General features: G+C 40.5%; 14 protein-coding genes. 6 read left to right on the top strand and 8 right to left on the bottom strand.

What is annotated here, in order from left to right; all coding sequences use genetic code 11:
- Nucleotides 1–180: 180 nt before the first annotated feature.
- On the top strand, nt 181–2,637 hold the full coding sequence (locus IQ276_RS31060) for a WD40 repeat domain-containing protein (RefSeq protein ID WP_235116126.1): 2,457 nt from the start codon (nt 181–183) through the stop codon (nt 2,635–2,637).
- Here IQ276_RS31060 and IQ276_RS31055 read toward each other — a convergent pair.
- The 3 genes from IQ276_RS31055 to IQ276_RS31045 all read right to left on the bottom strand — a co-directional run bounded on the left by IQ276_RS31055 (nt 2,608) and on the right by IQ276_RS31045 (nt 4,681).
- Nucleotides 2,608–2,814 carry an AIM24 family protein gene (locus IQ276_RS31055; protein WP_228043315.1) on the bottom strand — a complete coding sequence of 69 codons (207 nt, stop codon included), beginning with the start codon at nt 2,812–2,814 and terminating at the stop codon, nt 2,608–2,610. The two genes, IQ276_RS31060 and IQ276_RS31055, sit on opposite strands and share 30 nt — an antisense overlap.
- Before the next feature lie 226 nt (nt 2,815–3,040).
- Complete coding sequence (locus tag IQ276_RS31050) at nt 3,041–4,489, bottom strand: sensor histidine kinase (RefSeq protein WP_193920406.1); 1,449 nt, start codon at nt 4,487–4,489, stop codon at nt 3,041–3,043.
- Nucleotides 4,490–4,507: 18 nt separating this feature from the next.
- Nucleotides 4,508–4,681 carry a hypothetical protein gene (locus IQ276_RS31045; RefSeq protein WP_193920404.1) on the bottom strand — a complete coding sequence of 58 codons (174 nt, stop codon included), beginning with the start codon at nt 4,679–4,681 and terminating at the stop codon, nt 4,508–4,510.
- Nucleotides 4,682–5,184: 503 nt separating this feature from the next.
- Here IQ276_RS31045 and IQ276_RS31040 point away from each other — a divergent pair.
- A complete protein-coding gene (locus IQ276_RS31040) occupies nt 5,185–5,634 on the top strand; it encodes a nuclear transport factor 2 family protein (RefSeq protein WP_193920402.1) in 450 nt (149 codons plus the stop codon).
- A 549-nt stretch (nt 5,635–6,183) separates the two neighbouring features.
- Here IQ276_RS31040 and IQ276_RS31035 read toward each other — a convergent pair.
- Together IQ276_RS31035 and IQ276_RS41095 are read right to left on the bottom strand one after the other, a co-directional pair.
- Nucleotides 6,184–6,369, bottom strand: coding sequence for a DUF6887 family protein (locus IQ276_RS31035; protein WP_193920400.1), 186 nt, complete (start codon nt 6,367–6,369; stop codon nt 6,184–6,186).
- A complete protein-coding gene (locus IQ276_RS41095) occupies nt 6,366–6,542 on the bottom strand; it encodes a DUF6888 family protein (RefSeq protein ID WP_373690607.1) in 177 nt (58 codons plus the stop codon). Before IQ276_RS41095 ends, IQ276_RS31035 begins: the two co-directional genes overlap by 4 nt.
- 224 nt (nt 6,543–6,766) lie before the next feature.
- On the opposite strand from IQ276_RS41095, the gene IQ276_RS31030 reads away from it, so the two are divergent.
- The 4 genes from IQ276_RS31030 (at nt 6,767) to IQ276_RS31015 (ending at nt 12,961) form a co-directional block, all read left to right on the top strand.
- Nucleotides 6,767–7,588: an SDR family oxidoreductase gene (locus tag IQ276_RS31030; protein ID WP_193920398.1), complete on the top strand. Its 822-nt coding sequence runs from the start codon at nt 6,767–6,769 to the stop codon at nt 7,586–7,588.
- Nucleotides 7,589–8,097: 509 nt separating this feature from the next.
- Nucleotides 8,098–9,999: a molecular chaperone DnaK gene (gene dnaK / locus IQ276_RS31025; protein WP_193916488.1), complete on the top strand. Its 1,902-nt coding sequence runs from the start codon at nt 8,098–8,100 to the stop codon at nt 9,997–9,999.
- 330 nt (nt 10,000–10,329) lie between these two features.
- Nucleotides 10,330–10,962, top strand: coding sequence for an acetoacetate decarboxylase family protein (locus IQ276_RS31020; RefSeq protein ID WP_193916506.1), 633 nt, complete (start codon nt 10,330–10,332; stop codon nt 10,960–10,962).
- 586 nt (nt 10,963–11,548) lie between these two features.
- Complete coding sequence (locus IQ276_RS31015; protein WP_193916490.1) at nt 11,549–12,961, top strand: hypothetical protein; 1,413 nt, start codon at nt 11,549–11,551, stop codon at nt 12,959–12,961.
- Between the two features lie 2 nt (nt 12,962–12,963).
- Here IQ276_RS31015 and IQ276_RS31010 read toward each other — a convergent pair whose 3' ends face one another.
- The 3 genes from IQ276_RS31010 to IQ276_RS31000 form a co-directional block, all read right to left on the bottom strand.
- Nucleotides 12,964–13,551: a Uma2 family endonuclease gene (locus IQ276_RS31010; protein ID WP_193916492.1), complete on the bottom strand. Its 588-nt coding sequence runs from the start codon at nt 13,549–13,551 to the stop codon at nt 12,964–12,966.
- A gap of 84 nt (nt 13,552–13,635) precedes the next feature.
- Complete coding sequence (locus IQ276_RS31005; protein ID WP_193916494.1) at nt 13,636–14,331, bottom strand: ImmA/IrrE family metallo-endopeptidase; 696 nt, start codon at nt 14,329–14,331, stop codon at nt 13,636–13,638.
- A 23-nt stretch (nt 14,332–14,354) separates the two neighbouring features.
- Nucleotides 14,355–14,915: an ImmA/IrrE family metallo-endopeptidase gene (locus IQ276_RS31000; RefSeq protein WP_193916496.1), complete on the bottom strand. Its 561-nt coding sequence runs from the start codon at nt 14,913–14,915 to the stop codon at nt 14,355–14,357.
- Nucleotides 14,916–14,941 lie beyond the last annotated feature (26 nt).

The following is a 14,941-nucleotide window of genomic DNA, read 5'->3' as shown; positions in this document are numbered from 1 at the left end:
GATTCCAGTTTATCTAATTGATGACATGCCCTAGCATTAAAGATAGTTGCTACCTCAATTGAAGACTTATTTGATGGCAAGATAAGCAAATTTTTAGACGAAGATACAGCAGTTTTCAACGGCATTCGTCGTTTATTAGACCAACAATTTCAACGGCTGTCGGCTTTAGAGAAAAGTATCATGTACTGGTTGGGAATCAACCGGGAATGGACAAGCATTGGCGAGTTATATGAAGACATTGTGCCTGCGGTTGCCAAAGCCAACTTAATAGAAGCATTAGAGTCGTTGAGTTGGCGTTCTCTAATTGAACAGCAAGGCAGTCGTTACACTCAGCAGCCTGTGGTGATGGAGTATGTGACTGAACGTTTCATTGAGCAGGTTAGCTCGGAGATAGCAACAGAACAAGGCACAAAAACAGAATCTTATGTTTTATTTCAGAGTTATGCCTTACTTAAAACTACAGTCAAAGATTATGTTACTGAGACGCAACGCCGATTGATTTTAGAGCCAATAGCTCAACAAATTCACCGTCATGCTGTTTCAAAATCGGCAGTAAAACAGCAAATTCAAAGCATTCTTGAACAATTGCGAGGTGAGAACAATCTGTTTGGGTATGGCGGAGGAAATCTGATTAACCTTTGTCATCATCTGCAAATTGATTTAACAGGATATGATTTTTCTTACCTGAAGATTTGGCACGCTCATCTTCAGAAGATGTATTTACGTCAAGTTAACTTTGCTTATTCTGACTTAACCAAGTCTGCTTTTACTCAAGCTCTGTGTGGAATCATGTCCCTTGCCTTTAGTCCAGATGGAAAACTATTAGCAACAGGCGATACTAGTAACAAAATTTATGTTTGGCAAGTAGCGAATGGTCAACCACTATTAACCTCTCAGGAACACACAAGTTGGATATTATCAATTGCATGGAGTCCAGATGGTCTAAATTATGCCAGTGCTAGCTTTGACGAAACAGTAAAGCTGTGGGAGACACGCACTGGTGAATGTCTTAAGACCTTACAGGGTCATACAAGTGCAATCTGGTCAGTGGCATGGAGTTCCGATGGACAAACCCTTGCCAGTGGCAGTAGTGACGAAACAGTAAGACTATGGAACACCCGTACTGGTCAATGTCTTAATATTTTAGAAGGACATACCAATTGGGTATATTCCGTCGCATGGAGTCCGGATGGACAAACCCTTGCCAGTGGTAGTATTGACCAAACAGTAAAGCTATGGAACAGCAGCACTGGTGAATGTCTTAAGACCTTACAGGGGCATACGAGTACAATCAGGTCAGTAGCATGGAATCCGGATGGACAAACCCTTGCCAGTGGTAGTGTTGACCAAACAGTAAAGCTATGGAACAGCAGCACTGGTGAATGTCTTAAGACCTTACAGGGGCATACAAGTGGAATCTGGTCAGTAGCATGGAATCCGGATGGACAAACCCTTGCCAGTGGTAGTATTGACCAAACAGTAAAGCTATGGAACAGCAGCACTGGTGAATGTCTTAAGACCTTACAGGGGCATACAAGTGGAATCTGGTCAGTATCATGGAGTTCGGATGGACAAACCCTTGCCAGTGGTAGTGTTGACCAAACGGTAAGAATATGGGATGCTAATGCGAGTCAATGCCTAATTACCTTAAAGGGGCATACAAGTCAAATCTGGGCAGTGGCATGGAGTCCAGATGGAGAAACCCTTGCCAGTGGTGGTATTGACCAAAAGATAAGGTTATGGAATACTCGCACTACCCAATGCTTTAGTACTTTCCAAGATTATACGAGTCAAATCTGGGGAATCGCATGGAGTCCTGATGGGCTAACTCTCGCCACCGGTGGCGACCACATGGTAAAACTATGGGATATTTGCACTGGTCAGTGCCTCAAAACCTCAGAAGGGTATAGCAATTGGGTACTGTCAGTTTCATGGAGTCCAGATGGACAGACGCTTGCTAGTAGTGGTGACCACATGGTAAGACTATGGGACATTCGTACTGATCAATACCTCAAAATCTTAGGTTCACATGTAGATTTGTTACTATCAGTGACATGGAGTCTAGATGGGCTAACTCTTGCCACTGGTGCTAGTGACCACATGGTGGGGCTATGGGATACCCGCACTGGTCAATGCCTTAATATCTTAAAGGGACATACCAATTGGATATATTCAGTTGCATGGAATCCAGATGGACAAACACTTGCTAGTAGTAGTGTAGACCAAACAGTAAGGCTATGGGATACCCGCACTGGTCAATGCCTTAATATCTTAAAGGGACATAGCAATTGGGTATGTTCAGTGGCATGGAGTCCAGATGGGCTAACTCTGGCTACTGGTAGTACCGATGAAACGGTGAGATTGTGGGATGCAAGCACAGGCCATTGCCTGTATATCTTACAAGGTCACAGCAATTCAATTTGGTCAGTGGCATGGAGTCCAGATGGACAAATCCTTGCTAGTGGTTCTAATGATGAAACGATTAAGCTTTGGGATGTCCATACAGGCAAGTGTTTGAACACTCTCAAGGCTGGTGCGCCTTATGAGGGAATGAATATTACTGGAGCTAGCGGGATAACAAATGCTCAGAAAGCTACACTAAAAGCATTAGGAGCAATTGAACAAGAGATTAATTAGTGCAAGACAAAAGCTAAATTGTTTTAAAAACCCACCTGCTGAAGGTGCTTTAGATTCCATTTGAATGTTGCCACGTATATAGTACATAGCACCAGATTCAGTCCGTACTGTTTCGTTTTGCAAAGTTACCTTGACTAAACGTAAACTTTCTCGTTCAATCACTTCAAAAATTGCCATAATTTTCCTTTTGATTTTCGCAAAAATGTATAGTTGACTCTGAAGCAGAATTTATATACATTTTTGGCATCGATTTTTAGAAATGGCAAGTTAGTGAAGAGAACAACTGGGCAACCTCATATCTAAAGATAGCAACTTGTAATATGAACGTCTTTTGTTAATCCAAAATCTAAAATCTAAAATCCAAAATTATTTCACCAAAGGCTGATTCTCTGTGCCTTTGCTCCTAACTTTTAATGCCTAATTTTTGCTGATTGCTGCTAACTTCTAAGGGGAGGAAAATCGTCAATACTTCCCCATAGTGTGGACGCTGACGAACAATCAGTTTGCCACCGATCGCCTGAAACAAATGCTTGGTTGCAGCCATATTCAAACTAATAGTACCTGTTTCCGGTTGGAACATCAGCAGTTGACCAAGGGCTTTGCGAATTGGCGGCGTTGCTGGTGTAGCAAATTTATTTGTATCTTTGCACAAGAATTGTGGCGATAATTGTAACTTCAGTTGATCTCCAGCCGGAATAACTTGTACTTGAATGTGGCTACCAGGGGGTAAACTGCGAGTAAAATTCTCGATCAAACCGGTGAGTACCCGATCCAGCATACTGGGATTACTGACCACAGTTGGCAGTTGTTGGGGTAAAACAACATTTAAAGTTAAGTTACGCCGCTGTGCTGCTTGTTCCCAACGGGGAATACTTTGTTGCAACACTTGATCTAAAGACATCGGCGTGAGTTGAGTTTTTGAGGATTTTACTGGGGCAGAAGTTTCCAATTCTGCTGCTTTAAACAGTAACTCCATGCGGTCAATTTGCTCACTGCACTCGCGATCGATAATTTCTAAGCGATTGATGACACTGGGGGCTAAGTCCCGCCGCTTCAACAATAGGCGCGTCATGGTGCGAATAGTTGTCAAAGGTGTACGAACTTCGTGCGCAAAGGCCTGGAGTAATTCGACATCGGGATTGGGCATGGGGCATGGGTTATTTTCTTTGTCTTCCTTATTCCCAGTCCCTAGTAAAGAGTCCCTAGTTTCTTCTGTTTCTGTTAATTCCTGAAGTAACAGCTGGCTAAACTGAACCACCATGCGGTAATCTGGTTCTACTGGAGAATACTGTTGTACTAATTCATCCAGTTGGCTGAAAAATTCTCGATTAGTCAGCATTACCCGCGCTCCTAGCGATCGCCAAGCTTGCTGCACTACTTCTGGTTCAAAAGAAAATGAAAAGGTTTTTTTACCGTTATTGTGTGTAGCTAAAACTAGTACTAATGTAAATTTATCTGTAAAAACTAAACAAAACTGTTCTGCGCCCAGCGGATCGGCGGGTAGTAAAGGAAGTACCGATTCATGGGGAGCGACTTCATAATCTTCAGGTGCGATCGCATCTGGCATCTGAAATGGCATCAACGCCAAGGGATTAAATGGTTTTCCTGTAAAAGTTACTGTCTGTAAGCTTTGAGTCAGTTTTGGGTGACTAAATAAAGGTGCTGGTGCAGCTAAAACTAATCCTTGGGTCGTGTCACCTGAAACAGTTGCTAAAGTATTTAATAGTAAGTGTTCTGTTGCTGCAAGGCTGACACGCCACTGCCGCTCTGCTTTAGCTGGTGAAGATTCAGCTACACTTGATTGATTTTGTGCCAAGATTTCGCATAGACTTGGCAATATCCATTGGTACACAACTTTTCACCCCTTAATTCAAGAGCGACTAACAGCGTCTAGGGTAGACACCTCACTACTACCTAAGAGGTTATAGCCATTTGTGTACAGGTGACAGTGGTAGAACCGAACAATTTGGGTGGAATTTCCGCTTTGAGAGCGATCGCTATCGGGCATTGGACATAATTCTTCAGCCCCTAACCTCGGAGTCAAGACGATTGTAGCGGTTATTGCGTCACCGATAGCGAAGCATTAGCAAGTCTTCTCCAAAGGGAGACGCCAAAGGCGAACGAGCGTCACAGCCCGTCGTAGACATCGCTTAATTTTTAACTAAGACGAGAAACAAGCAATTTCATTTCTTAAAAACGAAGCTCCCCATCTTCAGATTGTTGGACACCTTTTTTGCCAGTTTGCGGCTTCGACAGATTTCTGAGATTTATATATTTTTAAATACAAAAAAATATTATTTACTTTTTTGAAAGAAATTAAAAAAAGTAAAAATTAATTTACTCTACAAGTTTTATCTTACTTTATTTATTAAAATTCATTCCATGAACTAATCTGCCTGATAAAGCAATTATTAGTGGATTGACATCATGAAAAAAAGTAATCTTGCACTAACAACTTTATTAACAGCATGGATATTTGTTAATGCTGGCATAGTAAAAGCCAACACACAATCGGATAGACAACAGATTATCCAGAGGATACACTCAATGATCGAGGGCTGCAACGCCAGGAATATCCAACAATGTTACGCTTACTGCTCAGATAATTTTCAAGCCACTCAACCAGATGGAACGACTATTAATTTAATAGAAGATATCCAAGGTATACAACGAAGTTTTCAGCAAGCTAGTTACTATCAACTCCGTGAAGAAGTGATTCGTGTTAGTGTTGATGGAAATAGTGCCGGAATAATAGGTTTACAATACGCTGATTCCATCATTGGTAATAAACGTATACACCGCCAGATACCATACGAAGACGTATGGAAAAAAACTAATAACGGTTGGCTATTAGTATATAGAAGATGGTATAAAGGCAATTATAACGAGGTTGCTATAGGGTCATCGCCTACTCAAGCAGCACCATTACCACCTTCTACTAGCCTAAGTGAGCAATATAATTTTATATGGAAAATGCCTAATTTTTGGAAGCCTTAAAACCAAAACGTTTGATATCTCAGGCAAAAGGTAAGACCTTTATTTTGCAGGGTATTCCCTCTAACAGATGTGAATGGTAGAGGGATACCGTAATCTAAACGCAGACTTTAATCTCAACTGGGTTGCCAAAGCAATCCTGACCCCAAACGGGAAATTACCTGTGGTTACCGATATCAAAAAATGGTGCTATTTGCAAAGCATTAGAATCATATAGGAATCCGGTTTTATTGTTGAACAACATTAAGTATTTGTAGTGGCGTGTCAAGACTAAAGTAGTGCATTCGCTTGACTCTTGTGGGATAGGCGTCTCGCCCGTCCGGTGCGGGCTAGAAGCCCACACTACAATAAAATTTATTGCAACATTTTAGCCTTGCCACGCCACTACGTATCTACTACCTAAGAGGTTATAGCCATTTGTGTACAGGTGACAGTCGTAGAACCGAACAATTTGGGTGGAATTTCCGCTACGGGGATATTTTAAAAAAAACAGTTTGAAACAAAGAACCACCAGTGTAAAAGTTGGTGGTTTTTCGCTAATTTTAATTCACTTCAACTAGCTTGGCTAATACGCCGTTGTAACTCGGTTTCAAATTCCTCATCGGTGCGAGTGATTACTTTTGGTCGCTGGTCTAACCTGTCCATTAAAATATGAAATGCCTCGGTGTCCTGTGGGTGATATCTGACCCAATCTCTTAATTCATCATCTGACATGGCTTGATAATTAGGTTTAGTCATGGAAATGTCACCTCACCATTAGGATATATCTCTATTTGTATTGTGTCCCCAATTAAAACGTATATGCGCTTTGTTCTTTCGTCCAGTCGCACCACGTTAATAGGCTGAAACATATTACTTGCTCTCACACATCTACTGTAAAACGCTCTCAACTGTTCTGTTGTTGGTTCCATCTAAACCCCACTCTCAATAAAGCTATTAGGTATTGGACTAAGACACTGTTTTATGTGTGCTACTAGCTGTTCTACGTGTTTGTAACGTTCGGAAGGTCTACCTCCGCTTCTATCGTTGCTGTGTCAAACCAGGGAGAGGTCTTTTGATTCGACTAATTAGGCATACTTGATATGACCCATCGAACTGACGTTAGATTAGCAATAAACTATCTCAAGAAAACTTTATGACTTCTCTGGAAGCCTCAGTTGAGGATTTGGTGCTAGTTGCTGGTGCTACTGGCGGAGTAGGGCAACTAGTGGTAGGCAAGCTGCTGGAAAAGGGCTTTAGGGTTCGTGTTCTGACACGCAATGCCGCAAAAGCTGAACAAATGTTTAATCAGCAAGTGGAAATTGTCGTTGGTGATACCCGCCAGCCAGCTACACTCCCAGCCGCAACATCAAATGTCAGCCACATTATATGTTGCACCGGAACCACAGCCTTTCCCTCTGCCAGATGGGAATTTGAGCAATCCCCGAACTTAATTGAATGGGGTTTAACTTTTCTCAACCCCGAATCTAGTCAAGCAAAAGCAAAGAATAGTCCAGCAAAAATCGATGCCGAAGGAGTCAGTAACCTTGTAGCAGCAGCCCCTCGGAATTTGCAGCGATTCGTTTTCGTCTCCTCCTGCGGAATTGGGCGTAAAGATCAGTTTCCTTTTAGCGTTCTCAATGCATTCGGCGTCTTGGATGCCAAACAGAAGGGCGAGGAGGCGATCGCCAATTCAGGATTACCCTACACTATTATCCGCCCAGGACGACTCATTGACGGGCCTTACACTTCATACGACCTCAACACCCTCCTGAAGGCAAAAACAGGAGGGAAATACGGTGTGGTACTTGGCACAGGGGATACACTTTCAGGTGATGCCAGCCGGATTGATGTAGCCAACGCTTGTGTAGAATGTCTTTCTTACCCAAGTACTTCCAGGAAAATTTTTGAAATAGTCAATAAGGGACAAAGACCCCCTGTGATTGACTGGGAAACTCTTTTTTCTGGGCTTGGGTGAGTGGGGATGAGGGGGATGAGGGAGATGGGGAGATGGGGAGATGAGGGAGTGAGGAATAAGAATTAATAACCAATGCCCCATGCCCCATACTTCGGCTCCGCTCAGTACAAGTGCCCCATGCCCTATGCCCAATCTCCAAGGACATCTGTAATTTGTTACCTCTAAAGACGGCAAACACCACTCAGACGTTACGGTTCACCCTAATTACTGAAAGTATTAATTCTCATACATTAGACAAAGTGAAAGCAAATCAATCCATGAATCAACTTAGAAAAACTATTGAGTTAGTTTAACCGTCCCAAGCAAGGTTCGGGAAACCACCCTTCATGGACTGGCTACCACTGTAGCTCTCAATATATATATCAGCATAGTCTGGAGTTTTAACCCCAGAGAAAGCCAAACTAAGGTATAAATGCTGAACTGGCTGATTTATTGACCCTGTTGGTTCAAAATTTAGTCCTTTATATTCTCATTCATTCATTTGTAGTTATACGGAGCCAGCACCTAAAATGGCAAAAGTAGTTGGAATTGACTTAGGTACAACGAACTCCTGCGTGGCAGTGATGGAAGGTGGTAAACCCACAGTTATTGCTAATGCAGAAGGTTTTCGGACAACACCATCAGTAGTTGCATTTGCCAAAAATGGCGATCGCTTGGTCGGTCAAATCGCTAAGCGCCAAGCGGTGATGAACCCCGAAAATACGTTTTACTCTGTCAAGCGCTTTATCGGACGCCGCTTTGATGAAGTTACCAAGGAAACCACTGAAGTTTCTTACAAAGTCCTCGGTAGCGGCGGCAATGTCAAGCTAGACTCTCCAGGCGCTGGTAAGCAATTTGCCCCTGAAGAAATTTCTGCACAAGTTCTCCGCAAACTGGTTGAAGACGCTAGCAAATACCTGGGTGAAACTGTAACCCAAGCAGTAATCACAGTCCCGGCATACTTCAATGACTCCCAACGGCAAGCGACAAAAGACGCTGGTAAGATTGCAGGTATTGAAGTTCTGCGGATTATCAACGAACCCACAGCCGCTTCTCTAGCATACGGGTTTGATAAAAAGAGCAACGAAACAATTCTGGTATTTGACCTTGGTGGTGGTACCTTCGACGTATCCGTGCTGGAAGTAGGCGATGGAGTTTTTGAAGTATTAGCCACATCTGGTGATACCCACCTTGGCGGTGACGACTTTGATAAAAAAATAGTTGACTTCTTAGCTGAAAAGTTCAAGAAAGACGAAGGCATCGATCTACGCAAAGATAAACAAGCTTTACAACGTTTGACTGAAGCCGCAGAAAAAGCGAAAATTGAACTTTCTAGCGTCACCCAAGCAGAAATCAACTTACCATTTATCACCGCTACTCAGGACGGGCCTAAGCACCTGGATACAACCCTGACTCGCGCTAAATTTGAAGAACTTTGCTCTGACTTAATCGACCGTTGCCGTATCCCTGTGGAAAACGCTCTCCGGGATGCCAAGTTAAGCAAAAGCGATATTGATGAAGTGGTGTTAGTTGGTGGTTCCACCCGCATTCCCGCAGTACAACAGATTGTCAAGCAGGTATTGGGTAGAGACCCCAACCAAAGCGTTAACCCCGATGAAGTTGTAGCAATTGGTGCAGCCATTCAAGCAGGTGTGTTGAATAATGAAGTTACTGGCATCTTATTGTTAGATGTATCACCGCTTTCTTTGGGTGTTGAAACATTGGGCGGCGTGATGACCAAAATTATCCCCCGCAACACCACAATTCCCACCAAGAAATCTGAAGTGTTCTCCACCGCTGTGGATGGTCAAACCAACGTAGAAATTCACGTCCTCCAAGGCGAACGGGAATTTTCTAACGACAACAAGAGTTTGGGAACCTTCCGCCTCGATGGAATTCCTCCTGCACCACGCGGCGTCCCCCAAATTGAAGTCGTGTTCGACATCGACGCTAACGGTATCCTCAACGTCACCGCCAAGGACAAAGGCACTGGTAAAGAACAGTCCATCAGCATCACTGGTGCTTCCACACTGGATAAAAATGACGTTGACCGGATGGTAAGAGAAGCTGAACAAAACGCCTCATCTGACAAAGAACGGCGTGAGAAGATTGAACGCAAGAACCAAGCCGACTCTTTAGCATACCAAGCCGAGAAGCAGCTACAAGAATTGGGCGATAAAGTTCCCGCTGCTGACAAAACCAAAGTCGAAGGTTTGGTGAAAGAACTGCGGGAAGCGATCGCTAAAGATGACGATGAGCAAATCAAGAAGCTGACCCCAGAATTGCAACAAGCGCTATTCGCCGTTGGTAGCAACATCTATCAACAAGCTGGTGGCGGTGCTGCACCTGGTGCTGAACCTCAAGATGGCAGTTCCTCCTCCGCAGGTAGCGGTGATGATGTAATTGACGCTGATTTTACAGAAACCAAATAGTTCTTCTATTGATTTCGGGAAGATTATTTTGTTCCACCTCACATTGCCCATCCAAGCTTTTCCTTGGGTGGGATTTTTTTTAATAAGTTAGGAGTTAGAAGTTAGGAGTTGAGAGTTAGAAATAATATTACTAATTCTTAACTGGAAATTTTAAACTTTATTTTTAACAGACGCGATTAATCGCGTCTCTACTCCTAAGCTTCTTATACTAAATTGGGAAAGGAAGTATTCTTTGTAGAACAAGGTGAAGTTATGAAAAGCCCCTATATCAAGCTTTTTTGAATGTTGTATTAATTACGAATTATGAATTACGAATTACGAATTACTACTATGCCTTATCCTCAAGCACCTTGGACACTTCAAGGCTACGCTATTCAAACTCTGCATTTGGTGAGTATTGACCAAGTGCGCCCTTTAATTCCCTCAGAGTTAGGAATTATTTCTGTATGGCCTGGTAAAACCCTTGGTAGTGTGTATTTATCTAATTACGGTTCAGGCTCGGTATTGGAGTACAATGAGTTAATTATTGCCCCGGCTTTGGTTCATTACCAAAAGAAAATCGGCGCTTGGATTTCGCACATTTATGTAGATAATCCTGATTCTGTGGCTGGTGGTCGAGAAATTTGGGGACTACCGAAGGAACTAGCTGAGTTTACTCTCCAAGGAGAACGTGCCACTGTGCATCAGGGAAACCAGAACCTGTGTAGTATTAACCATAATCGACAAAGCTGGGCATGGCCTATACAATTAGGCGCATCTACTTTCAGCGCCAAGGGTAATGATTTGCTGATATTCTCCGCTGATTTTAAGTCTTTGTTGGGTTTGATTGGTTCTCAGTTAGAAATCCCTACTGAAAGTCCTTTTTCTGGAATAGGTTTAGGTAAACCTTGGTTAACTGTGCGTCATCAGCAGATGAGTTTGCGAGTTCATGCGCCAAAAGTCCTTGGTGAAATACACATCTAGCTATTTCCACATTCAGAACAGTAGCAAGGCAATGTCTGATGGAAAGGTACTTTTAATATATTCCTGCCATAATCCGGAATCCTGCATTTTAATTGTGTAGCTCTCTATATAGCCAAAAAACCAAACAGAAGCTAGTCACTTGAAAATATAAGGGATAAATTATATTGTCTATCAAATCTAAAAATTTTAAAAATTTAAATCTCTACTGAATTAGCAAGCTTGAGAAAACGACACAATTAAGTAACTTGCCCTACTGTTAATTAACAGTAGGGTTTTTTGTTGGAATAAATGTAGTACACCATAGCAATTTGTAGAATAAACTACTGTAGTTAGCACAGATAACTGTGCTACCCTATTTATCTTCGGTAACTTCTCCAGAAAACTTACAGATATAATGAATCAGATTTGCACACGCAACCTAATAAAGATTAAATCGATAATTATTAGTAAAGTATTCAAAATCACTATCTAATCTAAAATTGCTTGATAAATTGCTAATTATACGAATAAAATAAGGTGTAACAAATTTGTAGACCCAGGTAGATTATTTCATGTCAACTCCAGAGTAAATTAGACAATTTATAAAATGAGTAATATTTGGATAAATACTAAATATAATTTAATAGAAAAGATTATAAGGCGTCACCCAGATTTACAGGATATTTTAGAAACATGTAATTTTGAGCCTTTAACTAAGCGAGAAGGTAACCGCTTGGTTGTTGTGCAACCAAAAGTAGCGATCGCCTGTAATTTACCCCAAGCTTTTGCAGAAGGTAATTGTGAAATAGACTTCAGCAACATCATTTTAAGAGGTCTGAAAATAAGCTTAAACCATCAAGATATTTTGGGTCAATTAATGACTGGAATAAACACTCAACCAGATTGGGGTTGTCGTCGGTTTTTGAAACAGCTAGATCAAAATAATTTTGAAGTAAATTTAGGCAAAACAACAGTTGTTTTATCGAAATTAGAAACATTAGATTTGTGTTTGTGTGTTGATGGAGTTTGTCAAGAATACAGAAAATCAATAATTGAATTTGAAAATTCTCTACAAACCTGGGATTTTGAATTTATAGATGTTGCAAATGTTCGAGGTTTTATATTGTTTTCTGTAGGACAAAAACTGTGGAAGTTAATGCAGCAATTTGCTGATGAATTTGATTATAGTAAGGGCAAGTCAGAATGGCATTTATTTCATAATGAAGATATCTCAATTCGAGTGAGTCGAGGAATTCGTGATCATGCATTTATCTTGCCCAGAGTTGATAGTGATTTATCATTATTACCTAATTATAAAATAAATATCATATATAAAATAAATGATGTTTATTTGCAATCTATTGAAAGAGGGAAAGTCACTTCTTGGCAACAAGACATCGGTCTACGGGGAACCTGGACAGCTAGATATACTAAGCATTGGTTATTGGATAAATATATTCCTAAAGTTATTAATTATTATTTAGACAAGTTTCAATTATCTGAAGCTGAATTACTAGCTGAAATCATAAATTATAAAGGCGAACGCCTGCAAATAAAAGAAATAAATCATATTAGGGATTTATTACCTTATCTTCGTGATATCCAGTCTTGGTTACATATATATAAGGAAAATATTGCTGCTTCACTATTGCAATCTTATTATCAAGCATTTACAGATTTGATCCGGAATACTGATTCTGCCATAACAGGCATAGACTATATTATGAGAAATTTGCTGAGGATTAAATGGAAGAATACACAAGAAGAAATCCCTAGTAATTCTACACACTGGAATTTTAAATATGCTATCAATTGCTTAGATGAACAAGTAGCAAGAATAAATAATAGTAAATATGAAAAGAGTTTCAACGCAGATTTAATAACTCGGACTTTTATCTGGATAATAGAAAATGGAAAAATTAGTTTTTCTCAAGCTCAGTTAAATGCTGCTCAACAAGCTTTGCAACCACTTTGGGAACAGAGTCGCTTTGAAATGCGCCATGTGTATCTTAATCAATAAAGCTACATAATATCTTGTAAATTCAACATAAATTCAGGCAGGACATTTTCCCCTGATAAACTAGTAGGATTGTTTAATATTTCTACATCTTTACCTGGACAATAAATTTCTACTCGCTTATTTTTTCGGTCGATTAACCAGCCTAATTGAGCGCCATTTTCGATATACTCTTGCATTTTCTCCTGCAAATCTTTTAGAGAATCACTAGGAGAACGTAACTCAACTACAAAATCAGGACAAATCGGGGCAAATTTTTCTTGTTGTTGTGGGGTTAAAGCATTCCACCGCTCAATTTTCACCCAGGAAGCATCGGGAGAACGTTCTGCACCATTGGGTAGGGTGAAACCTGTTGAAGAGTCAAAAACTTCGCCTAAATTACTCTCAGAATTCCAAATATCCAATTGAGTGGTAATTTTAACATTACGTCTGCCAGTATCACTACCTGTAGGTGGCATAATTAATATTTCTCCTGACGCTGTACGTTCAAATCGATAATCGCGGTTTTTCTGACACATTTGGAAAAATTGTTCATCGCTCAAATCAATTTTTAGTTTGACGATTGAAGGTAAAGCGACTGTAGTAGCGTTCATAGACTTATCCCGACATCTTACTTTCTAGTTTAGTGGTGTGTGGGGTGCGATCGCTGCCAGGAGATAATGGAGAGCGATCGCACTTTAGCTATTAAACAAATTTGTCTGCCCATTTGGTACAGCTTTACCGAGATATATTTGCTTAGATCCCTTAGGAATGTTAATCCAGTCGAGGTCTTCTAGGCGATTTATCAAATTAGAAATTGTGACACCAAGTTGGTCTTTCATTGCATAAAGATGTTTCCAGTTAGTTAAATCACGTCCTTTTAGTGTAGCCTCTAGAATGTGTATAGGCATTAACAGACAACTAGCAAAAAACTGAGCTTGCCATTCAATATTTCCTAACTGGTTATTCATATTTATCTGGCTAATTTTAGCGTCTACAGTGCGGCATAAAAAATATTTCGTGACATCTTCTAGTCCTAGATTTAATTCTAACTGTTCTGTAAACCCGTCAGCTTCATCTTGATTGACATGGAGTATCCAGTGTCCAATTTCATGAGCTATTGTCGATTGTTCAAATCCTCCATTTAGATTAGGAATTAATTCATTGAGTACAATCTTTCTCTCCAATGGGAGAATTTTAGCCACTATTGACCCTTGAGTATCAGGAGGTATGCTTTGCCTGTCAATCATTATTCCCAAAGCATCAGCAGCACGACTAGCCTCAAAAGGCCACTTTGGAGGAAAATTCTCAACCTCCATAATTCTTAAAACTTCATTAGCTTTCAACTCAATTTGTTCTTTGCTATAAAATTGATATTTTTTGAAGATGTTCATTTTTTACTCCTCACATTCTTGACTCATAACCAATACTTTATTCGTTGAGATTCTGATTCCATACTTCCAGGAAATATTTGCTTAGAACCTTTAGGAATATAAATCCATCCAATATCTTGCAGCCGATTTATGAGATTAGATATTGTTACACCAAGTTCATCTTTAATTATATAAAGATGTTTCCAATTAGTTAGATCACGCCCTTTACTTATTTTTTGCAATACATGGCGAGGCATTAACAGACAGCTTGCAAAATACTGGGCTTGCCATTCAATCTTATCAAGCTGACTACTAGCAATATACTTATCAAGTGGCTCACTAGCACTACGACAGAAGAATGGATTATTAGTTTCTTTAATGTCATTATTGATATCTCTTTTTTCCCATAAAGCTTCATTTTCATTCTTGTTAACATGAAGTAACCAATGTCCTATTTCGTGAGCAATTGTCGATTCGGTAAAAGCCCCTAGAACTTCTGGAATATCATCATTTATCAAAATTGTACGTTCTAAAGGTAAAATCATAGCTACAATCAATCCCCGCTCATCAGGAGATATTTGTGTATAACAAATACTCAAATTCAAAAAGTCACATACCCTAGTAAGCAATC

The organism is Desmonostoc muscorum LEGE 12446, assembly GCF_015207005.2.
In the GTDB taxonomy this organism is placed as follows: Bacteria; Cyanobacteriota; Cyanobacteriia; order Cyanobacteriales; family Nostocaceae; genus Nostoc; species Nostoc muscorum.
Note: the sequence above shows the minus strand (reverse complement) of the source record. Positions and strands in the feature narration are given on the sequence as shown.